The organism is Candidatus Pelagibacter sp., assembly GCF_052049855.1.
In the GTDB taxonomy this organism is placed as follows: domain Bacteria; phylum Pseudomonadota; class Alphaproteobacteria; order Pelagibacterales; family Pelagibacteraceae; genus Pelagibacter.
This window is the reverse complement of the sequence record NZ_JBNGZE010000002.1, coordinates 383,405-407,654: the sequence shown is the minus strand read 5'-3', so window position 1 is coordinate 407,654 and position 24,250 is coordinate 383,405. Positions and strand designations below refer to the sequence as shown.

At 29.6% G+C, this 24,250-nt stretch carries 27 protein-coding genes and 1 tRNA gene; 17 read left to right on the top strand and 11 right to left on the bottom strand.

Features of this window, described 5'->3' with window-relative positions; all coding sequences use genetic code 11:
* Window positions 1–30: 30 nt before the first annotated feature.
* Window positions 31–972: an ABC transporter substrate-binding protein gene (locus ACTT9X_RS04355; protein WP_440907728.1), complete on the bottom strand. Its 942-nt coding sequence runs from the start codon at window positions 970–972 to the stop codon at window positions 31–33.
* A gap of 182 nt (window positions 973–1,154) precedes the next feature.
* On the opposite strand from ACTT9X_RS04355, the gene ACTT9X_RS04350 reads away from it, so the two are divergent.
* The 6 genes from ACTT9X_RS04350 to ACTT9X_RS04325 all read left to right on the top strand — a co-directional run bounded on the left by ACTT9X_RS04350 (window position 1,155) and on the right by ACTT9X_RS04325 (window position 7,005).
* A complete protein-coding gene (locus ACTT9X_RS04350) occupies window positions 1,155–2,501 on the top strand; it encodes an aminotransferase class III-fold pyridoxal phosphate-dependent enzyme (RefSeq protein ID WP_440934444.1) in 1,347 nt (448 codons plus the stop codon).
* A 9-nt stretch (window positions 2,502–2,510) separates the two neighbouring features.
* Window positions 2,511–3,629: an alanine dehydrogenase gene (ald, locus tag ACTT9X_RS04345; RefSeq protein ID WP_440934443.1), complete on the top strand. Its 1,119-nt coding sequence runs from the start codon at window positions 2,511–2,513 to the stop codon at window positions 3,627–3,629.
* 2 nt (window positions 3,630–3,631) lie between these two features.
* Window positions 3,632–6,076, top strand: coding sequence for a GcvT family protein (locus ACTT9X_RS04340; RefSeq protein WP_440934442.1), 2,445 nt, complete (start codon window positions 3,632–3,634; stop codon window positions 6,074–6,076).
* Between the two features lie 49 nt (window positions 6,077–6,125).
* Window positions 6,126–6,335 carry a hypothetical protein gene (locus tag ACTT9X_RS04335; protein ID WP_440934441.1) on the top strand — a complete coding sequence of 70 codons (210 nt, stop codon included), beginning with the start codon at window positions 6,126–6,128 and terminating at the stop codon, window positions 6,333–6,335.
* Between the two features lie 68 nt (window positions 6,336–6,403).
* A tRNA-Met gene (locus ACTT9X_RS04330) sits at window positions 6,404–6,480 on the top strand.
* 6 nt (window positions 6,481–6,486) lie between these two features.
* A complete protein-coding gene (locus ACTT9X_RS04325; RefSeq protein ID WP_440934440.1) occupies window positions 6,487–7,005 on the top strand; it encodes a phosphoribosyltransferase in 519 nt (172 codons plus the stop codon).
* A 1-nt stretch (window position 7,006) separates the two neighbouring features.
* On the opposite strand, the gene ACTT9X_RS04320 is transcribed toward ACTT9X_RS04325, so the two are convergent.
* The 5 genes from ACTT9X_RS04320 to rfbB are packed head-to-tail and all read right to left on the bottom strand — an operon-like array spanning window position 7,007 to window position 11,218.
* Window positions 7,007–8,041 (bottom strand): GMP reductase, encoded by a 1,035-nt coding sequence (locus ACTT9X_RS04320; RefSeq protein WP_440934439.1) that lies wholly within the window; start codon window positions 8,039–8,041, stop codon window positions 7,007–7,009.
* 30 nt (window positions 8,042–8,071) lie between these two features.
* Window positions 8,072–8,818: a sugar nucleotide-binding protein gene (locus ACTT9X_RS04315; RefSeq protein WP_440934438.1), complete on the bottom strand. Its 747-nt coding sequence runs from the start codon at window positions 8,816–8,818 to the stop codon at window positions 8,072–8,074.
* Window positions 8,815–9,342 (bottom strand): dTDP-4-dehydrorhamnose 3,5-epimerase, encoded by a 528-nt coding sequence (gene rfbC, locus ACTT9X_RS04310; protein WP_440934437.1) that lies wholly within the window; start codon window positions 9,340–9,342, stop codon window positions 8,815–8,817. The genes ACTT9X_RS04315 and rfbC overlap by 4 nt, the downstream gene beginning before the upstream one ends.
* Window positions 9,339–10,208, bottom strand: coding sequence for a sugar nucleotidyltransferase (locus tag ACTT9X_RS04305; protein WP_440934436.1), 870 nt, complete (start codon window positions 10,206–10,208; stop codon window positions 9,339–9,341). Before ACTT9X_RS04305 ends, rfbC begins: the two co-directional genes overlap by 4 nt.
* Entirely contained in the window at window positions 10,205–11,218 is a 1,014-nt protein-coding gene (gene rfbB, locus ACTT9X_RS04300) for a dTDP-glucose 4,6-dehydratase (RefSeq protein WP_440934435.1), read from the bottom strand. The genes ACTT9X_RS04305 and rfbB overlap by 4 nt, the downstream gene beginning before the upstream one ends.
* Window positions 11,219–11,279: 61 nt before the next feature.
* Here rfbB and ACTT9X_RS04295 point away from each other — a divergent pair, with 61 nt between their 5' ends.
* Entirely contained in the window at window positions 11,280–12,173 is an 894-nt protein-coding gene (locus ACTT9X_RS04295; RefSeq protein WP_440934434.1) for a glycosyltransferase, read from the top strand.
* On the opposite strand, the gene ACTT9X_RS04290 is transcribed toward ACTT9X_RS04295, so the two are convergent.
* Window positions 12,170–12,697 (bottom strand): adenine phosphoribosyltransferase, encoded by a 528-nt coding sequence (locus ACTT9X_RS04290; RefSeq protein ID WP_440934433.1) that lies wholly within the window; start codon window positions 12,695–12,697, stop codon window positions 12,170–12,172. The genes ACTT9X_RS04295 and ACTT9X_RS04290 overlap by 4 nt on opposite strands.
* A 41-nt stretch (window positions 12,698–12,738) precedes the next feature.
* Between ACTT9X_RS04290 and ACTT9X_RS04285 the strand changes: the two genes are divergently transcribed.
* From ACTT9X_RS04285 to ACTT9X_RS04245, 9 genes are read left to right on the top strand one after another with little or no spacing between them, the layout of a single operon-like run.
* Window positions 12,739–13,611: an S-methyl-5'-thioadenosine phosphorylase gene (locus ACTT9X_RS04285; protein WP_440934432.1), complete on the top strand. Its 873-nt coding sequence runs from the start codon at window positions 12,739–12,741 to the stop codon at window positions 13,609–13,611.
* On the top strand, window positions 13,608–14,513 hold the full coding sequence (locus ACTT9X_RS04280; protein WP_440934431.1) for a hypothetical protein: 906 nt from the start codon (window positions 13,608–13,610) through the stop codon (window positions 14,511–14,513). The genes ACTT9X_RS04285 and ACTT9X_RS04280 overlap by 4 nt, the downstream gene beginning before the upstream one ends.
* Window positions 14,514–15,584: an S-methyl-5-thioribose-1-phosphate isomerase gene (gene mtnA / locus ACTT9X_RS04275; protein ID WP_440934430.1), complete on the top strand. Its 1,071-nt coding sequence runs from the start codon at window positions 14,514–14,516 to the stop codon at window positions 15,582–15,584.
* Entirely contained in the window at window positions 15,581–16,213 is a 633-nt protein-coding gene (locus ACTT9X_RS04270; protein WP_440934429.1) for a class II aldolase/adducin family protein, read from the top strand. The genes mtnA and ACTT9X_RS04270 overlap by 4 nt, the downstream gene beginning before the upstream one ends.
* A 3-nt stretch (window positions 16,214–16,216) precedes the next feature.
* On the top strand, window positions 16,217–17,257 hold the full coding sequence (gene speD, locus ACTT9X_RS04265; RefSeq protein ID WP_440934428.1) for an adenosylmethionine decarboxylase: 1,041 nt from the start codon (window positions 16,217–16,219) through the stop codon (window positions 17,255–17,257).
* Between the two features lie 60 nt (window positions 17,258–17,317).
* Complete coding sequence (locus ACTT9X_RS04260; protein ID WP_440934427.1) at window positions 17,318–18,169, top strand: transporter substrate-binding domain-containing protein; 852 nt, start codon at window positions 17,318–17,320, stop codon at window positions 18,167–18,169.
* 44 nt (window positions 18,170–18,213) lie between these two features.
* Complete coding sequence (locus tag ACTT9X_RS04255) at window positions 18,214–18,906, top strand: ABC transporter permease (protein ID WP_023855076.1); 693 nt, start codon at window positions 18,214–18,216, stop codon at window positions 18,904–18,906.
* Window positions 18,906–19,583: an ABC transporter permease gene (locus ACTT9X_RS04250; RefSeq protein WP_023855077.1), complete on the top strand. Its 678-nt coding sequence runs from the start codon at window positions 18,906–18,908 to the stop codon at window positions 19,581–19,583. Before ACTT9X_RS04255 ends, ACTT9X_RS04250 begins: the two co-directional genes overlap by 1 nt.
* 2 nt (window positions 19,584–19,585) lie before the next feature.
* The gene (locus ACTT9X_RS04245; RefSeq protein ID WP_440934426.1) at window positions 19,586–20,374 is read left to right on the top strand and encodes a phytanoyl-CoA dioxygenase family protein; all 789 of its coding nucleotides are present in this window, start codon (window positions 19,586–19,588) and stop codon (window positions 20,372–20,374) included.
* Here ACTT9X_RS04245 and ACTT9X_RS04240 read toward each other — a convergent pair.
* Window positions 20,364–20,753, bottom strand: a complete 390-nt coding sequence (locus ACTT9X_RS04240) for a DUF6165 family protein (protein WP_440934425.1) — start codon at window positions 20,751–20,753, stop codon at window positions 20,364–20,366. The two genes, ACTT9X_RS04245 and ACTT9X_RS04240, sit on opposite strands and share 11 nt — an antisense overlap.
* A 32-nt stretch (window positions 20,754–20,785) precedes the next feature.
* Here ACTT9X_RS04240 and ACTT9X_RS04235 point away from each other — a divergent pair, with 32 nt between their 5' ends.
* Window positions 20,786–21,727, top strand: a complete 942-nt coding sequence (locus tag ACTT9X_RS04235) for a glycosyltransferase family 9 protein (protein WP_440934424.1) — start codon at window positions 20,786–20,788, stop codon at window positions 21,725–21,727.
* On the opposite strand, the gene ACTT9X_RS04230 is transcribed toward ACTT9X_RS04235, so the two are convergent.
* The 3 genes from ACTT9X_RS04230 to ACTT9X_RS04220 are packed head-to-tail and all read right to left on the bottom strand — an operon-like array spanning window position 21,724 to window position 24,247.
* Complete coding sequence (locus ACTT9X_RS04230; protein ID WP_440934423.1) at window positions 21,724–22,614, bottom strand: DMT family transporter; 891 nt, start codon at window positions 22,612–22,614, stop codon at window positions 21,724–21,726. The genes ACTT9X_RS04235 and ACTT9X_RS04230 overlap by 4 nt on opposite strands.
* Window positions 22,611–23,693, bottom strand: coding sequence for a glycosyltransferase family 4 protein (locus ACTT9X_RS04225; protein ID WP_440934422.1), 1,083 nt, complete (start codon window positions 23,691–23,693; stop codon window positions 22,611–22,613). Before ACTT9X_RS04225 ends, ACTT9X_RS04230 begins: the two co-directional genes overlap by 4 nt.
* Window positions 23,693–24,247 (bottom strand): thioredoxin family protein, encoded by a 555-nt coding sequence (locus ACTT9X_RS04220; protein ID WP_440934421.1) that lies wholly within the window; start codon window positions 24,245–24,247, stop codon window positions 23,693–23,695. Before ACTT9X_RS04220 ends, ACTT9X_RS04225 begins: the two co-directional genes overlap by 1 nt.
* Window positions 24,248–24,250 lie beyond the last annotated feature (3 nt).

The window sequence follows — 24,250 nt, the reverse complement described above, 5'->3', positions numbered from 1 at the left end:
GCCTATTTAAAAAGTTTTAAACCTTTTAAATTATAAAGGTAAGAAACTTGTATCTACGTTTCCTTTTGGTGTTCCCATTCCATCCAAGAAACCAGCTAGATTACCACTCTCCATAGATTTTTTAGTTTCTTCAGGAGTTAAGAATTTAAATCCATCTAAAGTACCTTTCATTTTTGATACTTCCATCGCAGATGCTTTAGACATAGAATTCATATCACTTTTACCTGAATTATATCTTGCATTGGCTTCATGAGTAACTTCAACAAAAGTTCTTACCATACCTGGATTTTCATTCATAAACTTATTAGTTACAGAAGTAATATCTATACCTAGAATACCTCCAGCTCTAGCTTCCTCAACTGAAATTAATCTAGAACCAACTTCTGTGGCTGCTGCAATTGAATTACCACCAAATAAACATGCCATTGCAACATCACCACTTACTAAAGCTGCAGCTCCATCTTCTGGAACCATATCAATAACAGTCATTTTGCTTGGATCGGCACCAACAATTTCCATACTTGCAGTAAAAACATAATCAGCCATAGTACCTAAAGGCACTGCAACTTTTTTACCCTCTAATTCACTAGCGTTTGCTTTTGTAATTCCAGAAGCATTAGATGTGACACATGTAGTTCCACCCATTCCGTATTCCATTGCAATATCAATTAGTTTGATAGGTGCATTAGATTTTACAGCGTTGATAAAAGGCACTAAACCTTGTGAGTAAGAAATATCAATATCTCCTGCTAGCATGGCTTCTGTCATTTCCACACCAGTATTGAAGCTTGTCCACTTGACTGGAACTCCTAAAGCTTTTGAGTAATTTTTCTTCATCATGTCCTCTAGGTTTGGACTTGGCCATTCTAGAAAGTATGCAACTCTAACCTCATTTGCAGCTGAATTAGCAACTGAAATTGATAGGTTAAGTGCAAAAATAGATCCTAGAATAAAACTTAGTATTTTTTTCATTTATACCCCTATGTTTAATTAATTAAATTATCGATATTTAAATTCAAATTGTGCCTGAAGTAAAACAAAAAAGAAAGCTTATACAATCAATGGTTGTGTCAATAATGTGGTAGTTAATCCATTTATTTTAGTCTAAAGAGGCCTTAAGATTAATTTTAAAATATATTTAGAAAGTAATTTTTATGAGTACACAAAACAAAACAGCAATACCAAATTCTTTGAATGAACATTGGATGCCATTCACATCTAACAAGGATTTTAAAGAGAACCCAAGATTAATTGTTGAAGCAAAAGGTGTGTATTTAAAAAACCATCAAGGACAAACCCAAATCGATGCAAGTTCAGGATTATTTTGTAATCCTTTAGGTCATGGTAGAGAAGAAATTATTGAGGCAATAACAAATCAATTAAAAACATTAGATTATTGTCAACCTTTCCAACAAGGATTTGGTGGATCATTTGAATTAGCTACAAGAATTTCAAAACATACCCCAGGAAATTTAAATAGAATGTTTTATACTATTTGTGGTTCAACAGCTGTGGAAACTGCAATTAAAATTGCAATTGCTTACCATAGAGCAAGAGGAGATAGTCAAAGATTTAGATTTGTTGGTAGAGAAAGAGGATACCACGGAATGAATATTGGAGCGACTTCTGTTGGAGGTATGGTTAACAACGTAAAAACTTTTGCAAGCGTATTAATGCCAGGTGTTGTACACATGAGACACACTCATTTACCAGAGCATAAATTTGTTAGTGGTCAACCTGAAACAGGTATTGAGTTAGCTGAGGATTTAGAAAGAATTTGTATGAATTTTGGAGCTGAAAATATTGCAGCTTGTATTGTTGAACCTATTGCCGGATCAACCGGTACATTAGTTCCACCAAAAGGATACTTGCAAAGATTAAGAGAAATCTGTGATAAACATGGAATACTTTTAATTTTTGATGAAGTAATTACTGGCTGGGGAAGAACTGGATCTCCATTTGCATCACAAGAGTATGGAGTAACTCCAGATATGATAACAATGGCAAAAGCTACTACAAACGGTATTAGTCCAATGGGAGTAGTTGCATGTAAAGAGGATATTTATGATGCTATTGCAGAAAATGCTCCAAAAGGAACTATAGAATTATTTCATGGATATACTTATTCAGGTATACCAATTTCAGTAGCTGCTGGATTAGCAGTACAAGATATTATTGAAAAAGATGATATTTTTAATAGGGCTAAAAATTTAGCACCTTATTTCCAAGAGGGTTTAATGTCTTTAAAAGATATCGATGTCGTTGACAACATTAGAGGATACGGAATGATGGGTGGTATTGATATTGTAATGGATAAAAAACCAGGTGCCGCTGGACTTACTTGTTTTAAACATTGCTATGAAGCAGGTGTAAATTTCAAAGCTACAGGTGATTGTTTAATCATTGCCCCAATGTTTATTTGTGAAAAAAAACACATAGATGAGATAATTGAAAAACTTCGGACTGGAATATCAAATTACGCAAAAAGTAAAAAAAATTAATTTTCAATTATGAAAATTGGAGTTCCTAGAGAAATTAAACCACAAGAAAATAGAATTGGTTTAACACCAGAAAGTGTTAAAATTTTAGTTTCAGAAGGTCATGAAGTTTTAGTAGAAAACAATGGCGGGTTTGAAGCTGGATTTGAGAATGATCAATATTTAAAAGCTGGAGCTAAAATTGCTGATACTGCATGTGATATTTTTAATGATGCGGAGATAATTGTTAAAGTTAAAGAACCTCAAAAAGTAGAGGTAGATATGATTAGAGAAAATCAAATTGTGTATACTTATCTCCATTTAGCAGCTGCAAAAGAATTAACCGAGGGATTAATAAAATCTAAAAGTATTAATATTGCTTACGAAACAGTAACTGACGACAATGGAAGACTTCCATTACTTGCACCCATGAGCGCTGTTGCAGGAAGAATGTCTGTTCAAGCTGGTGCTCATTGTTTAGAAAAAAACCAAAAAGGTAGAGGCGTATTGTTAGGAGGAGCTCCTGGAGGCGAACCAGCTAATGTATTAATTCTGGGAGGTGGTGTAGTTGGAGAGAATGCAGCAACAATTGCAACTGGGATGCAAGCGAAAGTTCATATTGTTGATAAATCAGAAGCAAGATTAAAACAACTTGTAGAGATGTTTGGTGATAAAATTATACCTGAACAAAGTGATAAAGTTGATTTAAACAAATTGGTTGCTGAGGCAGATCTTTTAGTTGGAGGTGTATTAATCCCAGGCGCGGAAGCTCCAAAACTAGTAACCAAAGATATGTTGAAATTAATGAAAAGAGGCTCAGTGATCGTTGATGTTGCAATTGATCAAGGTGGGTGTGTTGAAACAAGCAAACCCACAACACATGGAGACCCAACTTATATTGTTGATGATGTAGTTCATTATTGTGTTGCAAATATGCCTGGTGGAGTTCCAAGAACTTCTACATTTGCATTAAATAAGGCAACTCTTCCTTATTTAGTAAAATTAGCAAATAAAGGTTATCAAAAAGCATTAAGCGAAGACAAAAACTTTTTGGCAGGGTTAAATGTTTATAAAGGACAAGTAACTTATAAAGCTGTTGCGGATGTCTTTGGACATAATTTTGTGGAACCTGGAGAAGCTATCAAACACTAGAGATGGAAAAAAACTATCCTTCAAGCGCAAAGGTGGTTGTAGTAGGTGGTGGCGTTGCTGGCACTTCTTGCGCTTATCATTTAGCAAAGTTTGGATGGAAAGATGTTGTTTTATTAGAAAGAGATCAATTAACATCTGGTACAACTTGGCATGCAGCAGGATTAATAGGTCAATTAGGAGCTACTTCTACAATTACTAAATTAAGAAAATATTCTTTGGATCTTTATAAAGAGCTAGAAAAAATAACTGATTTATCAACTGGTCTTAAACAAAATGGAGCAATAACAGTTGCATCTTCTAAAGATAGGATGCAGGAATTATTAAGACAAGCCACAACAGCACAACTATCTAATGTTGAAGTTGAGGTTTTAAACCAAAAAAGAATAAAAGAATTATATCCGGTATTAAAAAACGAGGATCTAGTAGGTGGTGTTTATATGCCAAAAGATGGTCAGGCAGACCCTGTTGGAGTTACCAATGTATTAGGTAAAGCGGCTAAAATGTTAGGTGTTCAAATATTTGAGAAGTCACCAGTAAAAAAAATTTTATTAAAAAACAAACGAATATGTGGTGTTGAAACTTTTCAAGGAAAAATTGATTGTGAATATGTAGTTTTAGCTTCAGGAATGTGGTCTCGACAAATTGGAGAAGATACTGGCGTTAGTGTTCCGCTATATCCTAATGAGCACTTTTATATCATTACAGAACCAATGAAAGATCTACCTAAAGATTTGCCTGTTTTGAGGGATTACAATGCTTGTCTTTATTTAAAAGAAGATGCTGGAAAAATGTTAGTTGGAATTTTCGAACCTAATGCAAAACCTGCTTTTAAAGAAAGTGGAAGAGTTCCTGATGATTTTTCATTTGGTGAATTTCCCGATGATTTTGATCACTTCGAACCCTACCTTAAAAAATCCTTTCATAGACTTCCAATGTTACAAAATACAGGTATTAGAAAATTTTTTTCAGGTCCTGAATCATTTACACCTGATACTCAGTATTTACTTGGGGAAACACCAGAGGTTAAAAATCTTTATACATGTTGTGGTTTTAACAGTATTGGAATCGCAAGTTCTGGAGGAGCAGGAAGGGTGACTGCAGAATGGATGATTAATGGTCATATAAACGAAGATTTATTTTCATTAGATATTAAAAGATTTCAAAAGTTTCATTCATCCAAAAAATTTATCATGAATAGGGTTACTGAAACCTTAGGAGATTTATATGGAATGCATTGGCCATATAAACAACAAACAACTTCTAGAAACATAAAATTATTACCTTATCATAATGAATTAAAAAAAGTAGGTGCATGTTTTGGAGTAGCCGGAGGGTTTGAGAGACCTATGTGGTACTCTTTAAATGGAGATGAGCCAAAATATAAATATAGTTTTAATTACCAAAATTGGTATCCATCAGCAAAATACGAAACCACAAATGCCAGAAAAAATGTTGGACTTTTTGATTTTTCAACTTTTTCAAAATTTGATTTAAAGGGTGAAAAGACTCATGGCGAATTACAAAAAATTTGCACGGCTAACATTAAAAATGAAGTTGGTAAAACTACTTATACTCAAATGTTAAATGAGGATGGTGGAATAGAAACAGATTTAACTGTAGTTTGTATAGATAAAAATTATTTTAGAATAGTAAGTTCAGCAACTACAAGAGAAAGAGATAAATTTCATATTTTAAAATATTTATCTGAGGATGTAAAATTTTCTGATGTTACTGAAGAGATTTGTTGTCTGGGTTTATTTGGTCCTAAAAGTAGAGATATGATTCAAAAGTTAAGTGAAGAAGATTTTTCATCAAAAAATTTTCAATTTGGCACAGGTAAAAATGTATCTATCAAGAATATAAAAGTTTGGGCGCAAAGAATTTCTTATGTGGGAGAACTTGGTTTTGAATTATATGTAGACAAAAAATATGCTTTGGATTTATATAAAATTTTAATTAATTACGGTAAAAAATTTGACTTATCCCATTGTGGTATGCACGCAATGGATATAATGCGAATGGAAAGTGGTTTTGTGCATTGGGGTCACGATATTTCACCAGAGGAAAACCAATATCAAGCTGGCTTGGAATTTGCAATAAGCTATAAAAAAAATTGTGATTTTATTGGAAAGGACGCTTTGTTAAAAATTAAAGATAGTAAATTGAGCAAAACAATGATGATGTTTACGTTTAAAAATAGCAAACCAGGTGAACCTTTGTTGCTTAATGAAGAACCCATATATCTAGATGATAGAATTATTGGAAGAACAACATCAGGAAATTATTCATTTTGCTTTGATAAAAATTTATCATTTGGATATGTTAATTCAGGAAACAACACAGAAACACTTCGAGATAAAAATTTGTTTATAGAAGTTGAGAAGACGAAATATTCAGTCGAAATACTTTCAAAACCACTAAACTCAAAAGATTTTAAAAGAGCTTAGTTTCTACTAATTTTGTTGAATTTAGTTAAATTAGCTGGTTAAATTAACTGTGAAAAAAAGTAACCAAGAAACTGCATTATTTAATTCTAATACTAATTCAAACAAAGATTTAAAAATAGAAAAGATAAAAACTACAAATGTAAATATTTTACTGAATAGGGTAAGATTAGATCAGAAAAGAACTTTAAAAAAAAGAATTATTTTTTCAATTATTTTAGCTAGTTTAGTTAGTTCGTTGGCTGTTTATTTTATTATTTAATTTAAAATTGGTTTCAAAAAGTTTATTGAAACAAAAAAGATTTCTATTATAACTCATTTATTAATTAAGGCGGGGTAGCTCAGTTGGTTAGAGCGCGGGACTCATAAGCCCGAGGTCAGTGGTTCGATCCCACTTCCCGCTACCATGAATTATGAAAGATATCTATATTACTTGGGAAGATTACCATTATAAAATTGAGCAATTAGCTAAAAAGGTTCATGAGGATAATTTAAAATTTAATCAAATCATTTGTATTGCAAAAGGTGGTTTAAGAGTAGGAGATGTTTTTAGTAGACTTTTTAATGTTCCTTTGGCCATCTTGTCTGTTGAATCTTATCATGGTGATAGTAATGATATAAAAAATCAACAAGGACAGTTTACCTTCTCACGAGATTTAGCAAAAACTACTCCAAATTTAGGATCACATGTTTTATTGGTTGACGATTTAGCAGACTCTGGGAAAACTTTGATTAAAAGTATTAAATGGTTGGAGCATTTTTACGGATTTTATTTAGAAGAAAAAATTAAAACTGCAGTCATATGGCATAAATCTTCATCAAAATTTAAACCTGATTATTCTGTTGAATATTTAATTAATTCTCCGTGGATACATATGCCATTTGAGAAATATGAAACTACAAATGTAAAAGACTTTAAGTTTGAAAAATAAATTATTTAATTAAACTATCATTAAACTGATTAGATACTCTCACAAATGTAGTGCATTTGCTTAATTGTTTAAGTGAAGGAGCGCCAACATAAGTACAACTACTTCTTATACCGCCAAGAATATTTAAGATTGTATCATTAATTTTTCCTCTATATTTTACTCTTACTTTTCTTCCTTCACTACTTCGATAATCTGAAAGTCCTCCATAATGTTTTTTATTAGCAACTTCAGAACTAGAACCGTAGAACTCAATATATTTTTCCCCATTTATTTTAACAATTTTGCCATTTCCTTCATCATGACCTGCAAGCATACCTCCAAGCATTACAAAATCTGCACCTCCTCCAAATCCTTTTGCAACATCACCAGGACATGTACAACCACCATCAGCTATTACATGTGCACCTAGTCCGTGAGCTGCATCTGCACATTCTATAACTGCGCTTAATTGTGGATAACCAACCCCAGTTTGAATTCTTGTAGTACAAACACTTCCAGGTCCAATTCCAATTTTAACAATATCTGCACCACTCAGAACAAGTTCTTGTGTCATATCGGCAGTTACTACATTGCCAGCAATTATTGTTTTAGTAGGATATTTATCCCTTACTGACTTAATAAAATTTGTAAAATGTTCTGTGTAACCATTTGCAACATCAATACAAATAAATTTAAAAAAACTAAATTCTTTTAATACTTTATCTAAATTTCGAAAGTCTTCTTTTTTTATACCTACGCTAAGTGCAATATTGGGGTATATTTTTTTAATATTTTTATTTTGCTTAATCTTTTTAATGTCATGCTGTTTTGTTAAAGATGTAATCATTCCATACTCATTTAATTTTTCAGCAACACTTAACTCCCCGACACCATCCATATTTGCAGCCATTATTGGAATACCTGACCACTCATTTTTACTATATTTGAATCTGTATGTTCTTAATAAATTTACATCTTTTCGACTTTTTAAAGTACTTCTTTTTGGTCTGAATAAAACATCGGAATAGTCTAATTTTAATTCTTCCTCAATTCTCATAAGATTAAATTATAATTATAAATATTAAATTCAAATTAATTTAGAGCCTGTGGATAAGTTTTTAATGTTAGTTTTGGATAATAACCTCTTTAATTTTGAGGTATTCATATCTTGCCTGACAGGTAATTTGGATCTATTTTTTGAAATCACTTTTCTTATTTTTTTATTAAAGGTTTTGGCAAAAGAATATACTGATTGCGATTTACCACCTATATTAATTATTCCTCTTTGATGAATAATGTTTGGTAAAATTTTCACAACATCTTCATGAAACATAAAATTTGATATTAAATCTGAGTAAGCTTCTTTAAAATTAAATGGTTTTTGTGTCATTGTTATTCTTAAAATAAGTGAGTTTTTATACATTCTTACTGCGCACTCTCCTCCCAACTTAGATAAACCATAATTATTAAAAGGTTTTACAGGGTCTTCCTCTTTATAATTACCCTTTTTACCTTCATAAACATATCCTGTAGAAAAATAAATTAATTTAATATTATTTTTTTTACACACTTTTGTAACATTAGATGTTCCAATAATATTAAGATCAATACTCTTTATAATATTTTTTTCATGTATGCTCATTGGTCTTGACAATGCAGCACAATGTAAAATCATTTTAGGCTTAATTTTCTTTACAATTTTATCAATTGTTTCTAATTTCAAGATATTACATTCCTTCTTGTTGGCAAAATAAAGATTTAAATCTGTATTATATTTTCTTAACACTTTAGAAAACCTACCATTTCCTCCTGTTACTAAAATTAAATTTTTCATATTGAATATTTTTTCTTAAATTTTATAAATGAAATTCCTTTTTTATCTTTTTTTGAAACTATTTGTTTTTTTAGTGGCCATTTTATATTTAAGTTCTTATCATTAATATTTATAGTAACCTCAGAATTTTTATCTCTATAATTTGTACAACTATAAATAATATAATTTTCTTTATCTAAAGACTGAAAACCATGGGCAAATCCAGCTGGAATAAATATAGAATTTGAATTTCTTTCACTTAAAGTACAAGTAAATATTTTTCCAAATGTTTTCGAATTTTTTCTAAAATCAATTGCTACATCAAAAATTTTACCTTTTATAACAGTTATAAATTTACCTTGCGGTTTTTTGATTTGTAAATGAATTCCTCTTATTACATTTTTTTTAGAGTAGGACATGACAAAAAAAGGAAACTTTTCTTTAATCTTATTTTCCCTAATAATTTCTTTAAAATATCCCCTTGAGTCTTTGAATGTTTTATTTTTAATTAAAAAAAGATTTTTGAATTTTGTTTGTTTAATCACTGTAATATAATTTTTTTAAGATAGTTAGAATATTCACAGTTTCCATAAAATTTGATTGACTGCCTCACTTTCTTTTTATTTATCCATTTATTATTTAAAGAGATTTCTTCTAGACAAGCTATTTTAAATCCTTGTAGATTTTCTATTGATGATACAAATTCACTTGTTTTGTAAAAGTTTTCTATAGAACCTGTATCAAGCCAAGCACCACCACGACCTATATATTCTGCTGAAAGTTTGTTTCTTTTTTTATATTTATTCAATAAATCTACTATTTCTAACTCATTTCTTTTTGAAGGTTTAAGCTCTTTAGCATACTTAATCACCTTATTGTCGAAAAAATATAGACCAGTTACAGCTAAGTTAGATTTAGTTTTTTTTGGTTTTTCTTTTAAATTTATTATCCTACCTTTTTTAACTGTTGCTATTCCAAATTTTTCAGGATTTGAAACTCTATGCAAAACTACTTTAGCTCCATTTTTTATTTTAACACATTCCTGAAGCATTTTGCTTAAAGATTGGCCGTAGAAGAAATTATCTCCTAAAATCATAGCTACATTATTTTTTTTTATGAATTTTTCACCTAGTATAAAAGCATCTGGAAGACCCCTGGGTTTATCTTGTTCTATATAATTTATTTTCATTCCAAGTCTATTTCCGTCAGGTATTAACTTTTTATATTGTTTTAATTGACCTTTATTAACAATTATTAAAACTTCTTTTATTTGAGCCAGCATTAAAATAGATAGTGGGTAGAACAATAATGGTTTATCATATATTGGTAGCAGCTGTTTGTTTACAGCCTTTGTCAGAGGACTCATCCTTGTTCCCATGCCACCAGCAAGTATTATTCCTTTTTTAATCATTTTGTTCCCAATCTTTTTTGGATGTCTTTTTTTTTAAGGCTTTTATAATACCCTTTATTTTTGTTGTACCAATTAATAGTGAGTTTAATTCCTTGTTTAAAGTTTGTCTGTGGTTTCCAATTTAGCTCTTTTCTCAATTTATTACTATTTAAAGCATACCTTATATCATGGCCAGGTCTATCTTTAACAAATTTAATTTTAACATTATTACCTAAACCTATGATTTTTTTTGAATAGTTTATTAATTTTTTACATACCTCAATATTTGAAAGATTTTTATTAGATCCAATATTATAAAAGTTTCCAATTTTTCCTTTCTGAAATATTTTTATAAGAGCTTCGCAATGATCTTTCACATAAATCCATTCTCGGGAATTTTTTCCTTTGCCATAGACTGGTAATGCTCTGTTGTTAATAATGTTATAAATTAATTTTGGTATTAATTTCTCAGGATGTTGTTTTGGGCCATAATTGTTTGAACAGTTTGTGATTATAGCTGGAATTTTATAAGTTCTTATATATGAACTGACCAAATGATCTGAGGCAGCCTTGCTTGCTGCATAAGGAGAACTTGGCTTATAAGGGTATTTCTCAGATGTTCTCCCTTTTATTACATCTCCATAAACTTCATCAGTTGAAATATGAACTAGTTTAGTTTTAAATTTTTTTGAATACTGTTTAAAATACTCTAACAAATTATAAACCCCAACTATATTGCTTTGAATAAAATTTTCTGGATTGTCTATAGACCTATCGACATGTGTTTCTGCTGCTAAATTAAATATACAAATAGGTTTATATTTAAAAAGTATTTTCTTAAATTTGATTTCACCAATATTACACTTAATAAACTTGTAATTTTTTAAGCTTTTAAACTCTTTTGTATTATAAAAACTTGAGGAATATGAAATTTTATCAATGTTTATAACGAAGAAATTTTTTTTTATTAATAGATTAATTAAATTACTTCCAATAAATCCAAGTCCACCAGTAACAATTATTTTTTTCATTATTATAATTATTTTTTTACATTACTAAAAAGTATTAGTATAGTTGATTTAATTAACTCTTATGTCAATATCTAGGCAAAATTTATCAGTTGTTATAGTTAGTTTTTTTAGTGAAGAAGTAATTCATAACTGTGTCCAATCAATTCCTGAAGATGTTAATATTTTAGTAGTTGATAATTCTGGAAATAAAGGCTTTAAAGAAAGTATTGAGAAACAATATAAAAACGTAAAATGTTTGCTTTCAACGAATAATTTAGGCATGGGCTCAGGAAATAATCTTGGGTTAAAACATATAAACACTGATTATGCTTTTATTTTAAATCCTGACGTCGTTTTAGAAAAAAATACAATTGATCTATTAATTGATGCTGCAAAAGAAATTGAAAGTTTTGGGATTATTGCTCCAGCAATTAACTCTAAAGAAAATTTAAACTATAAATTATTTGATTCAAAAAAAATCAGAAGTGATGATGATAACCCGTTTAAAGTTAAGAGTGTAGATGGTTTTGCGATGTTATTGAATTTAAAAAAATTAAAAGAAATAGATAGTTTTAAAGATTACAATTTTTTTGATGAAAATATTTTTTTATTTTTAGAAAATGATGATTTATGCAAAAGATTAATCGATAATAATCAAAATATTTATGTTGTTCCAAAATCTAAAGTAAATCACCTTGGTGCAAGTGGTGTTAACAAAAAATTTTCTTATCAAATAGAACTCTCAAGAAATTGGCATTGGATTTGGTCTAAGTTTTATTACAACAAAAAACACCGAGGTTATTTAATTGCTCTGTTTGAAGGTCTACCAACATTTCTTTCATCAGTAATTAAATTCTTATTATATTCAGTTTCTAAAAATAACAAAAAAAAGGAAATTTATCTTCATAGAGCTTTAGGATATTTAAATGCTGTATTGGGTAGAAAATCTTATTATAGACCAAATATAGAAAACTAGTGTCCAGGAAAATTAATTAAATTTTCAACATTATAACCATTCTTTAATAAATTGTCAGATCCATTTAAATCAAAAAGATTAATAACAAAAATAAAAGCAGCAACTTTACCTTTAGAAATTTCAACTAATTTTGCAGCTGCTTCAGCAGTGCCCCCAGTTGCAATAAGATCATCTATTATTAAAACTGTGTCCTTTTCGTTTATAGAGTCTTTGTGAACTTCAATTGTTGCTGTTCCGTACTCAAGCTCAAAGTCTACTGAGTGAACATCTGCTGGTAACTTATTTTTTTTTCTAAGCATTATGAATGGTTTTTTAAGCACAAACGAAACAGCAGATGCAAAGACAAATCCTCTAGACTCTATTGCTGCAATCTTTGTAAAATTGTATTTTTTTGATCTTTCAATAATTTGGTTGATCGTTTCTTTAAATGCATTTTCATCCTTTATTAGCGTTGTTATATCTCTAAATAAAATACCTTTTTTTGGATAATCAGGAATTGACCTAATATAATTTTTTAAGTTCATAATAGTTAATTATAAAAGTATAAATAAATATATTTTTAATTATGACAACAAATAAATTAGCAATAATTGGTGGTAGCGGTCTCTATGATGTTGAGGAATTTAAAGATAGAGAATTATTTGATTTTAAAACCCCTTGGGGAAAACCATCAGATCAAATTTTAAAAACCAAATATAATGGTAAGGAAGTTTATTTTTTACCAAGACATGGAAGGGGACATTTTGTTTCTCCCTCAAAAATTAATTTTAGAGCAAATATAGATGCCCTTAAACAACTAGGAGTTACAGATATTGTTTCTGTATCAGCAGTTGGTTCGCTTAAAGAAGATTTACCACCTGGAAAATTTGTAATCGTAGATCAATTTATTGATCGGACTTTTGCAAGAGCCAAAACTTTTTTTGATGATGAAATTGTAGCTCATGTATCTATGGCTCATCCTACTTCAAACGGATTAATGAATGCATGCGAAGAAGCAATTAAAAAATCAAACATAGATTATCAAAGAAATGGTACATATGTTGTTATGGAGGGGCCACAATTTTCTACATTAGCAGAATCAAATTTATATAGATCATGGAAAGCAGATGTAATTGGAATGACTAATATGCCTGAAGCAAAACTCGCAAGAGAAGCTGAAATACGGTATGCATCAGTATCAATGGTTACAGACTTTGATTGTTGGCATCCAGATCATGAAAATGTTGATGTACAACAAGTGATTAAAGTACTATTAGGAAACGCTGAAAAAGCAAAAGTTATGATTAAAAGTTTAATTGATAATTTTGAAAATCACATTGATCCAAATGATCCAACTAATAATTGTCTAGATGTAGCAATAATAACAGCTCCAGAAAAAAGAACTAAAAAAACAATTGAGAAATTAAAAACTGTTGCTGGGAGAATTTTATTAAAATGATCAGAATAATAATTTTTTTAGTTGTAAGTTTTTTCGTAACCAATGCTTATTCAAGCCCAAAATTTGATAAAGATCTTAAAAAATTTTCTAAAGATAATGGATTTATAGATAGCAAAGGAAAAATTTATTCCAAGAACGAAATAAAAGACAAAAAAAATTCAATTTTAATTATTTACAATCATGGCTCAGACAATGATCAAAAAAGTGATAAATGTGCAGTTCCAGGAAACGATGTTCCCAAAGTTATAAGAGACCTACATGACAAAAACATTAAAAATTTAAAAGTAAAAATATATCGATTATGTACAGGTGCAAAAGGATGGTCAAAAAAAGAGCAAACTAAAATGTGGAAAGCTCATGAAAAAAAAGGAAAATTGGCCATAGAATTAAAAGACAAAGATGGAATTCCATTAATTAATAAACAAAAACAAAACCAAAGAAGAAGAGTTATAAAAGATAAAGTTGATAATTTTATTGAAGATGGATTTAAGAATATTATTCTTGCTGGTCATTCATCAGGTGGCTGGCAATCATTAAAAATAAAAGCAGAATTCCCAATGCTGGTGAAAGGTGTTATAGGTCTTAATCCTGGAGCTGGTGGAACTGTTAAAAATAGAAAAGATTGGCCTTGGTGGGAAGACGTAAGATATTATGGTTTTGTTGAGGATTTATCTCAAGTAAATGCAATTATTATTGCACATGATAAAGATCATTATAATTCTCCAAATGACTATTCTTTATTTAAAAGTATAAATTCAGTTAAATTTGTAAATTTAACTAATTCTGGTTGTAAAAAAGCTGAGCCAATGAATAATTATCATGGAATAACGCTAACTAAATGTTATGCAGAGTATGAAAAGAAAAATAAAGATATAATAAAATATTTAGAAGAAATTTTCTAAATGAAAATAGAAGGCAAAGAATATCGTACCATTTGGTTTGAAAAAAATATTGTAAAAATAATAGATCAAACAAAACTTCCACATCAGTTTATAATCAAAGAATTAAAAACAGTAAAAGACGCAATTAACTCTATAAAAACAATGGAAGTGAGAGGCGCACCTCTAATAGGAGGAACGGCTGCATATGGTCTAGTTTTAGCAATACAAGAAAACAATGACACAAAGTTTATAAAAAAAAGTTCAGAAGAATTAATTGATTCAAGACCAACCGCAATTAATTTAAAATGGGCAATTGATCGTATGTTGAAAACAATTTCAGGTATTAATAGTGATCAGATTTTGGATATTGCTTTAAATGAAGCTAAAGAAATATGTGATGAGGATGAAAAATTTTGTGAAAATATTGGAATTAACGGATTAAAAATAATTGAGGAAATTTATAATAAAAAGAAGGATACTGTAAATATTTTAACTCATTGTAACGCAGGTTGGTTGGCAACTATTAATTGGGGCACAGCAACATCACCAATTTACCATGCTCATAAAAAAGGAATACCAGTTCATGTATGGGTAGATGAGACAAGACCAAGAAACCAAGGAGCAAACTTAACATCATATGAATTAAACGAAGAAGAAATTCCCAATACTATTATTGCAGATAATACAGGGGGTATTTTAATGCAGAGAAATGAAGTTGACATGTGTATTGTAGGAACTGATAGAACTTTATCCAACGGAGACGTTTGCAATAAAATTGGAACTTATCTTAAAGCATTAGCCGCTCATGATAATAATGTTCCTTTTTACGTTGCTCTTCCTAGTTCAACAATAGATTGGGAAATAAAAGATGCAAAAGATATTCCAATTGAAGAGAGAAATTCAGAGGAATTATCTCATATTGAAGGTGTAGATGAGAACAATAAAATTAAGAAAGTTTTGATATATCCATATAAAAGTAAAGCAATGAACTTAGCATTTGATGTTACACCTGCAAAATATGTGACAGGTTTAATTACTGAAAGAGGGATTACCGAAGCCTCTTTTGATGGTTTAAAAAAACTGTTTAAATGAAAAATTTAAGATCTGAAATAATAAAATATTCAAAAATGTTGAATTCAAAAAAGATATCAGCATTAAGATCTGGCAATATTTCATCAAGGTACAAAGATGGTTTTTTAATTACTCCTTCAGGAAAAAAATACTCAACATTAAAGAACAATGATATAGTTTTTGTTTCCTTAAACGGATACTTTGATAAAAAAAAAGGAATTCCTTCATCTGAATGGAAGTTTCATCAAGATATTTACAGAAAAAAAAAAGAAGCAAAAGCAATTGTTCATGCACACTCAACATGCGCTACAGCAGTTTCTACTCACAAGAGAGGAATACCTTCCTTTCACTATATGGTAGCAATGGCTGGAGGTCATGATATCAAATGTGCAAAATACGCAACATTTGGAACAAGAAAATTATCAGAAAATATTTTGAAAGCACTAAAAGGTCGGAAAGCTTGTTTAATTTCAAATCACGGACAGATTGCATTTGAAGAAAGTTTATCAAAAGCATTTGAACTTGCTGAAGAGGTTGAAAATATATCGCTTCAGTATATAACGAGCCTTAAATTGGGTAGGCCTAAGATTCTTTCAATTAATGAAATGAAAAAAGTTTTATCCAAAGCAAAGAATTATAAAAAAGGATAGCTAATGACTAAAGTTGGAGAGCACATAACTCTAGACATTATTGGTACAACAAAAGAATACGATCCTAAAGTATTTGAAAAAGTAATTAATGATATTGCAAAAGTTGCAAAAGTAACAATTCTAAACATATCTAAATACAAATTTGAACCCCAGGGCTTTACTATTCTTGCATTGTTAGCAGAAAGTCACATTAGTTTTCATACATTTCCAGAAAAAGGAATTATAAGTTTTGATTTCTTTACATGTGGAAAAGTAAACCCATCAGTGGCGATAGATATTATAAAAAAAGAATTTGAACACAAAAGAATAGTTAAAAAAGAATTCAATAGAGACACTAAATCTCTTTATCATGACATTTATAGTTCACCAGGATTACAAAAATCATATGTAGTAAATGATGTTTTAGAAGACTTTAAATCTAAAGTAGGTCAACACATAGAAATTTTAGATTTAGAGCAATTTGGTAAATCTTTGTTTATTGATGGTGAAATACAAGTAGCTTCAACAGACGAACATTTATACAGCTCAACATTTGTTGGCTCGGGCTTAGACTTAAATAAAGATAATGAAAGAGTGGCAATTATTGGTGGTGGAGATGGTGGAGTTGCAAGAGAATGTATTTCTAAAAATTTTAACTTTATAGATTGGTATGAACTTGATCCTGAAGTTGTGGATGTTTGTAACAAACACCTTGGGGATATTGGAAAAAAAGCGACTGAAAAAAATTCTGTGAAATGTGTTTGGGGTGACGCCTTCAAAAGTATTAAGTCAGTTGGTGATGATACTTATGATCATATATTCGTAGATCTTAATGATGATCAATATTGTATAGATTTAGCATCTAAAAATATGGATTCATTGGTGAGAATTTTAAAACCCAAAGGAGTTATTACTGCCCAAGTAGGAAGTCAAGACAAAAAACCACAACAGGTTGAAAACTGGTTGAATGTTTTTAATCAAAATTTTGGAAACGCAAAATTAGCAAGAGTTTATATACCCAGCTTTGATTGCTCTTGGAATTTTTCTTCATCAATAAATCACTAATTTTTTCTTTTTTCTTATTTAAATTTGTGAAATAATTCACCTTAATTAAAGGAGAAAATAATGAATATATTCAAAAAAACTATTTTAACAGTTCTTGCTTCTTTATTTATCATTGGAAACGTTTCCGCTGAAAAAATAAAAATTGGAACTGAAGGTGCTTACCCTCCATGGAATTCAAAAGATGCATCAGGAAATCTTATTGGTTTTGAGGTAGAGCTCGCTCAAGAACTTTGTTCAATTATGAAGTATGAGTGTACAATTGTTGAACAAGATTGGGACGGTATGATTCCAGCTCTAGTCATGAGAAAGTTTGATGCAATAATGGCTGGAATGTCAATTACTGCTGAAAGACAAAAAACAATTACTTTTTCACAAGGTTATGCTGACGAAGTAGCTTCTCTTGCAGTAATGAAAGGTTCAAGCTTAGAGGGCATGGATACACCAGAAGGTATTAATTTATCATTGGGTGGATCTGATGTTAAAAAAGCTCTTAAGACATTGACAGGAGCACTTGCTGGTAAAACTGTTTGTACTCAAACAGGTACAATTCACCAAAACTTTTTAGAGTCTGGTGATGTAGGTAGTGTAAATGTTAGAACTTATAAAACTCAAGATGAAGTTAACTTAGATTTAACTTCTGGAAGATGTGATGTTGCTTTAGCTGCAGCAGTAGCATTTACAGATTATGCAGACAAATCAGGTAAATCAGTTGTATTAGTTGGTCCAACTTTTTCAGGTGGTGCATTTGGTAATGGTGTAGGTGTTGGTATAAGACAAGCTAGCGATAGTGCTATTGGTAAAAGAGATGCCAAAATCTTAAAAGACTTCAATAAAGCAATTAACAAAGCTAGAAAACAAGGAATTATTAGCAAACTTGCTATTAAGCACTTTGGTTTCGACGCTTCTATGTAATTCATTTCAGATCTGGCGACTATAATATATAGTCGCCAATCTATATGGAACTTCTAGCATTTGGTAAAACAGGATGGGGTGACGAGTTATTTTACGCAACCTTGATGACAATCGCTGTATCAATTACAGCAATGTTAGTTGGTTTCTTTTTTGCATTAATTTTTACTCCTTTAAAACTTTCTAAATATAAAACTCTGAATTTAGTCGGCAATTTTTATACAACGGTAATTCGAGGTGTACCTGAACTATTAGTAATTTACCTTTTCTTCTTTGGAGGAAGTGGAGCTATCATGTATGTGGCTTCAATATTTGGTTATTATGAATACATAGAAATAAATGCTTTTATTACAGGATCAATGGCTATTGGTATTATTTCCGGAGCTTATTCGACTGAAGTATTTCGAGGAGCAATTCAATCAATAGACAAAGGTCAATTTGAAGCTGCAAAGGTTCTTGGAATAAATAAATTTGGGCAATTTTATAAAATAATATTACCCCAGATGTTAAGATTGGCTATTCCAAATTTGAGCAATGTTTGGCAAATAACTTTAAAAGATACCTCTCTAATTTCAGTTACGGGTTTAGTTGAAATAATGAGACAATCATACATTGCGGCTGGTTCAACAAGAGATCCTCTATTTTTTTATTCTTTTGCAGCAGTTTTATATCTTTTGCTTACCTACGTGAGCATGAAATTAATTAACAAACTAGAAGTTAGGTATAGCAGGGGGTATTAATGGATTTTGATTTAATGATCACTAGTTTCCCCAAACTTTTAGGAGCAACTGTAGTTACTTTAAAATTATTATCTGCATCATTATTTTTTGGATTATTCCTAGGTCTTTTCTTTGCAATTTTAAGATTAAATAAAAATATATTTATTAATAAATTTGCTTATGGCTATTCATATATATTTAGAGGAACACCTTTATTGGTCCAGATTTTCATAATTTATTTTGGATTGGGTCAAATTGAATATTTAAGAACAACATTCCTGTGGGTAATTTTAAAAGAACCTTATTGGTGTGCAATTATAGCTTTTACTTTAAACACTGGCGCATATACCTCAGAAATTTTAAGATCAGCATTTCAAACAATAAAACCAGGTATAATCGAGGCTGGAAAAAGCTTGGGAATATCAAATAAAATAATTTTTTATAAAATCCAAATTCCAATTGCTATTAGACAATCACTTCCTGCGTACGGAAATGAAATTATATTGATGATGAAAGGAACTTCTTTAGCAAGCACAGTAACCCTGATGGATTTAACTGGTGTTGCTAAATATATAATTTCAACAACTTTCAAACCAATAGAGGTATTTATTGTTGCGGGTGGAATTTATCTATTCATGACCTTTATTATTCATAATGTGATTAAATATTTGGAAAAAAAGTACAGCTTTCAGCAATAAAAATGTTTTTATCAGACAAACAAATTAATTATTATCAAAAAGATGGTGTAATAATAATTAAGGATATATTTAAAGATTGGATTGAACCACTTAGAAAAGGATTTCAAAAAGTATTAGATAATCCAAGTAAACACGGTAGAGAAAATGTAAGCAGTGATAAAGGAAGATTTTTTGAGGATTATTGCAACTGGGAAAGGATAGAAGAATTTAAGGATTGCTTATATAATTCACCAGGAGCTCAAATAGTTGCAGAAGCAACTAATTCTAAATCTACTCAAATTTTTCATGAACACATTTTTATAAAGGATCCAGGTACTTATAAAGAAACTCCATGGCATCAAGATATGCCTTATTACTGTGTTAATGGAAACGATACTGGAAGTTTTTGGATTCCATTAGATGAAGTTGATCTGAAAAATAATCTTAAATTAATTTTAGGATCTCACAAATGGCCAAAGTTAATTAGACCTACAAAATGGTCAAACAACCAATCTTGGTATGATGATGATAGTTCTTTCATGGATTTACCGCCATTAAAAGAATTTGAAGAAAATATTTTAATTCCAGAATTAAGTTTGGGTGATGCTGTTTTATTTAATTTTAAAATTGTACATGGTTCAACAGGAAACAATTCTTCTAAACCACGAAGAGCATTTTCGATGCGATTTATAGGAGATGATGTAAAATATATTGATAGAGGAGGGCCAACTTCGCCTCCATTTGATGGAATTAATTTAAAAACGGGAGATTTGATGAGAGATGATTGGTTTCCTAAAGTTTTTAGTAGCTAGTATATTCTTTAATTTCTTTAATACTTGATCCAGTGTGATTATTAATTTCTAATTTTATTTTTGCTCGATCATCATTTAAAAAATGAACATCTCTAGATAATTTTATAAATTTATCACCAAAGTCCTTATTTTTTTCACAATCTCTTTTATTATCTTCGATAACCCAAAGTTTAGCATTAATTTCTTTTAAATCTTGGAATAGTTTATTCAGTTTATCGTCTGATTTAACATTTTTCTCTAACTGATCTTTAAGAATCGAATGTTCATTCGATACAAAATTTAGTTTTTCAGGATCTTTAATTTTTTCTTTTTTAATTTCCAAGATTGAAATTTTGTCTAAAAGCTCACCTACAGATACTTCTACTATAATTTTATTCATTAAATTTTATACTATGTTAAATTGTTAAAAATATGTCGAATATTTTAATAATCAAACATGGGTCTTTGGGAGATATAGCTCAAGCATGTGGGGCAATTCAAGATATTTCTGAGAATCATAAAGAAGATGAAATTCATTTGCTTACAACTAAACCATACTTTGATTTATTTAAAAAAAATCCACATATTTCAAATATTATTATAGATAAACGGTTATCGAGATTAAACCTCATTTATTTATATTCATTAATGAAAAGTATAAAAAAATATAATTTTTATAAAGTTTATGATCTACAGAACTCTAGCAGAACAGCTTTTTATAAAAAAATTTTATTTCCAAAAGCAACAAAAGATACTTGGTCATCTACTGATACAACATTACCTGAAGGAACAACTAAACAAGATTTTGAAAAAGACTCTGTTTTGTCTAGATTTGATTATCAATTAAAAAGTTCAGGCATAAGTACAAATCATACTTTAAAACCTGATTTTTCATGGAGCACAACAGACATATCTCAAATAAAAAATTTTCATAAATTAGATAAATATATTCTTCTTTTTCCTTTCTGCTCACCCCATTTAACATCTAAAAAATGGCCTTACTATAACGAATTAATTTCTATGATTAATAAAAAGTCAGACAATAAATTTAAAGTTGTTGTAGCACCTGGACCAGATGAAATTAAAGAGGCATCAAATATTAATGCGCTTTGTATTTTAGATAACAGCAAAGCATTAGATATTTCTCAGTTAGCAGCATTAATTAAAGACAGTTCATTTGTTGTTGCAAATGATACTGGACCTGCACACATGGCAGCTCATTTAGGATCAAAAGGAATTTCATTATTTGGATCTCATACAACTCCTTTTAAAGTAAGTATTGAAAGAGAAAATTTTAAAGCGATACAGGCTCCTGAATTATCAAAACTGTCAGTAGAAAAAGTTTTTGAAAGATTATCTAAAATTATTTTTTAATTTTTAATATCTATACTTTTTCTAATTATTTCTTTTTCTAATTTCATTTCTCTATATGAAATAATTAAAACTCCTAAAAAAATTACACTTGCACCAATCCATGTAAATAAATCAGGAGTTTCATTAAATACATAGAAACCTATCAAAGATGCAAATACTAGACTCAAAAAGGAATATGGTTGAGTGACACTAACATCAACTAATTTATAAGCATGATTAATGCAAAGGTGCAACAAAGTACCAAATAATCCTCCAAAAAATAAATAAATTAAAGTCTGTAAACCAGGTGTTTGCCAATGAAATAACGCAATAATAAAACTAAAGATTGTCATATATGTGTATCCATAAGATAAAATTGTTATTGAACTATCATCTTTTGCTATACTTTTTGTAATTATAATCACAACAGACCACATAAAAGAGGAGGCTAAAGCCATATAAACGCCAAGAGATATTTCAATTATTCCAGGTCTTAAAATTATCATCATACCAATAAATCCTAAAACTAAAGCAAAGCTCCTGTATAAGTAAATTTTTTCTCCAAGAAATAAAACAGCTAATATTGTTACTAAGAAAGGGACAACAAAGGAAATTGCTGTAGCTTTTTCAATTGGCATCATTACTAAAGCTGAAAAATATAAAAGCATGGAAGGTAAGTTTAAAAAAGCTCTAAAAAAATGTTTCTTATGATGAATTGTTTTAAATACTGTGAACTTGGATTTTAATATGTAGGGCAAAATAATTAGAAAACCAAATAAAAATCTAAAAAATCCTGCGACGTAAACATTAACTTCTTCTTGAGCTAATTTTAAAAATGTAAGCATCAGTGTTCCAAATAATACTGAAGCTACAATTAAAAAAATTGCTAATTTATTGTTTGAAATCAATTTAATATCTTCTTGTATTCTTGAATTATTTTAGACCATTGAAATTTATTAACAAATTCTTTGGAATTTTTTCCAAGTTCTAAATACTTTTTATTTTCAAGCATTGAATTAATTGAGGAATAAATATCATCTAGACTATTTCCATCACATATTAAACCAGTCTTATCATGGTTAATTGCATCAGCAGCCCCACCATCTTTACCACCAATTGATGGAACACCGTACTGTGCAGCCTCAACATACGCTATACCAAACCCCTCAACAGATTTTTTGTGGATTATAGAGGGCATCACAAAAATGTTTGATTTTGCAACTAAAGCATTTTTAAGATCATTACTTATATTTTTAAAAAACATGACTTGGGCCTCAAGATCTAATTCTTTTACAAGTTTTTTGATATTTTCTTCTTCCTCTCCATATCCAACACAAATGTAAACAATATCAGGATATTTTTGTTTTAAATTTCTTAAAGCCATGATTATTTTTTCATGGTTTTTACGTTTGTCAAATCTTGATACTGTAATTAATCTTGGTTTCTTAATTTTAAGAATGCTTTCAACTTTATCTAAAGTTTTTTTGTTTAATTCTTCAACAGGATCCACACCTGGATTTATTACAATTACTTTATTTGCATTAACTCCAAGTTCAATCGCTAGATTTTTTGTAAACTGAGAATTTGCTATAACTTTTTCAATATTATTTAACACACTAATCACCCTTTTATTTTGACTAGAACCTTTAGGATGGTTGATTTCTTTACTATGAATTAAACAGTATTTTTTCTTAGAAGTTTTAATAAGTTCTAAACTTTTCCAGTGATCCGCAATAATGCCATCTATTTTGTTTTCTTTAATATATTCATTGATTAATTGTGCCTTTCTATATTTTCTAAGTAATTTAATCCCACCAACTCTTTCGATTGAAAAGGAAGCTTGTTCATCAAAATTTTTGTGACCCTCTATATGATCTGCAAAAACTTTTATCATGAAGTTTTTAGCTAATTCTCTTGAAAGACCCCACATTAGATTTTGCATACCACCAAGCTCAGGTGGGAAAGATCTAGTTACAATTAGATACATTAATCATACTTCCATTTAATACTACAGCCCGCACTGGGTATCTGATCCTCAGGACCTTTTCCAGTATTAGCTATTTGTCTCATAGCTGTTAGCAGATCACTTTCTCCGTCTTTAACTGGAATAAACTTCCTAAGTTCTCTTAATCGTCCTCTGTATTGAAGTTCTAGATTTTTATTGTAGCCAAAGAAATCTGGAGTACACACAGCATCATATGCTTTAGCAATTTCTTGAGTTTCATCATGTAAGTAAGGAAAATTGAAATGATTTTCATTTGAAAACTTGATCATGTTATCAAATGAGTCGTCTGGATAATTAACAAAGTCATTTGAGCAGATCGCAACTGAGTTGATACCAATTTTGTTTAATTCGCTACAATCTTCAACTAATTCTTTTGTAATAGCTTTTACATATGGACAATGATTACAAATAAACATTATCAAAGTTCCATTTTCACCTTTGATATCATTTAAGGATAGAATTTTATTTTCAGTAGATTTTAATTCAAATGGAATAGCTTTTTGACCAAAATCACATATTGGAGTTTGTATAGGCATAAT

What these genes read in the sequence shown, in the direction of transcription:
- ACTT9X_RS04290 (WP_440934433.1), bottom strand. Translation starts at nt 12,697, where the DNA reads ATGAACTTAAAAAATTATATTAGGTCAATTCCTGATTATCCAAAAAAA.
- mtnA (WP_440934430.1), top strand. Translation starts at nt 14,514, where the DNA reads ATGAAAATAGAAGGCAAAGAATATCGTACCATTTGGTTTGAAAAAAAT.
- ald (WP_440934443.1), top strand. Translation starts at nt 2,511, where the DNA reads ATGAAAATTGGAGTTCCTAGAGAAATTAAACCACAAGAAAATAGAATT.
- ACTT9X_RS04285 (WP_440934432.1), top strand. Translation starts at nt 12,739, where the DNA reads ATGACAACAAATAAATTAGCAATAATTGGTGGTAGCGGTCTCTATGAT.
- ACTT9X_RS04325 (WP_440934440.1), top strand. Translation starts at nt 6,487, where the DNA reads ATGAAAGATATCTATATTACTTGGGAAGATTACCATTATAAAATTGAG.
- ACTT9X_RS04280 (WP_440934431.1), top strand. Translation starts at nt 13,608, where the DNA reads ATGATCAGAATAATAATTTTTTTAGTTGTAAGTTTTTTCGTAACCAAT.
- ACTT9X_RS04255 (WP_023855076.1), top strand. Translation starts at nt 18,214, where the DNA reads ATGGAACTTCTAGCATTTGGTAAAACAGGATGGGGTGACGAGTTATTT.
- ACTT9X_RS04270 (WP_440934429.1), top strand. Translation starts at nt 15,581, where the DNA reads ATGAAAAATTTAAGATCTGAAATAATAAAATATTCAAAAATGTTGAAT.
- ACTT9X_RS04220 (WP_440934421.1), bottom strand. Translation starts at nt 24,247, where the DNA reads ATGCCTATACAAACTCCAATATGTGATTTTGGTCAAAAAGCTATTCCA.
- ACTT9X_RS04245 (WP_440934426.1), top strand. Translation starts at nt 19,586, where the DNA reads ATGTTTTTATCAGACAAACAAATTAATTATTATCAAAAAGATGGTGTA.
- ACTT9X_RS04225 (WP_440934422.1), bottom strand. Translation starts at nt 23,693, where the DNA reads ATGTATCTAATTGTAACTAGATCTTTCCCACCTGAGCTTGGTGGTATG.
- ACTT9X_RS04315 (WP_440934438.1), bottom strand. Translation starts at nt 8,818, where the DNA reads ATGAAAAATTTAATTTTAGTAACAGGAGGAAATGGTAGGTTTTCTAAA.
- ACTT9X_RS04355 (WP_440907728.1), bottom strand. Translation starts at nt 972, where the DNA reads ATGAAAAAAATACTAAGTTTTATTCTAGGATCTATTTTTGCACTTAAC.
- ACTT9X_RS04350 (WP_440934444.1), top strand. Translation starts at nt 1,155, where the DNA reads ATGAGTACACAAAACAAAACAGCAATACCAAATTCTTTGAATGAACAT.
- ACTT9X_RS04235 (WP_440934424.1), top strand. Translation starts at nt 20,786, where the DNA reads ATGTCGAATATTTTAATAATCAAACATGGGTCTTTGGGAGATATAGCT.
- ACTT9X_RS04250 (WP_023855077.1), top strand. Translation starts at nt 18,906, where the DNA reads ATGGATTTTGATTTAATGATCACTAGTTTCCCCAAACTTTTAGGAGCA.
- ACTT9X_RS04260 (WP_440934427.1), top strand. Translation starts at nt 17,318, where the DNA reads ATGAATATATTCAAAAAAACTATTTTAACAGTTCTTGCTTCTTTATTT.
- ACTT9X_RS04320 (WP_440934439.1), bottom strand. Translation starts at nt 8,041, where the DNA reads ATGAGAATTGAGGAAGAATTAAAATTAGACTATTCCGATGTTTTATTC.
- ACTT9X_RS04340 (WP_440934442.1), top strand. Translation starts at nt 3,632, where the DNA reads ATGGAAAAAAACTATCCTTCAAGCGCAAAGGTGGTTGTAGTAGGTGGT.
- ACTT9X_RS04295 (WP_440934434.1), top strand. Translation starts at nt 11,280, where the DNA reads ATGTCAATATCTAGGCAAAATTTATCAGTTGTTATAGTTAGTTTTTTT.
- ACTT9X_RS04240 (WP_440934425.1), bottom strand. Translation starts at nt 20,753, where the DNA reads ATGAATAAAATTATAGTAGAAGTATCTGTAGGTGAGCTTTTAGACAAA.
- ACTT9X_RS04305 (WP_440934436.1), bottom strand. Translation starts at nt 10,208, where the DNA reads ATGATTAAAAAAGGAATAATACTTGCTGGTGGCATGGGAACAAGGATG.
- rfbB (WP_440934435.1), bottom strand. Translation starts at nt 11,218, where the DNA reads ATGAAAAAAATAATTGTTACTGGTGGACTTGGATTTATTGGAAGTAAT.
- speD (WP_440934428.1), top strand. Translation starts at nt 16,217, where the DNA reads ATGACTAAAGTTGGAGAGCACATAACTCTAGACATTATTGGTACAACA.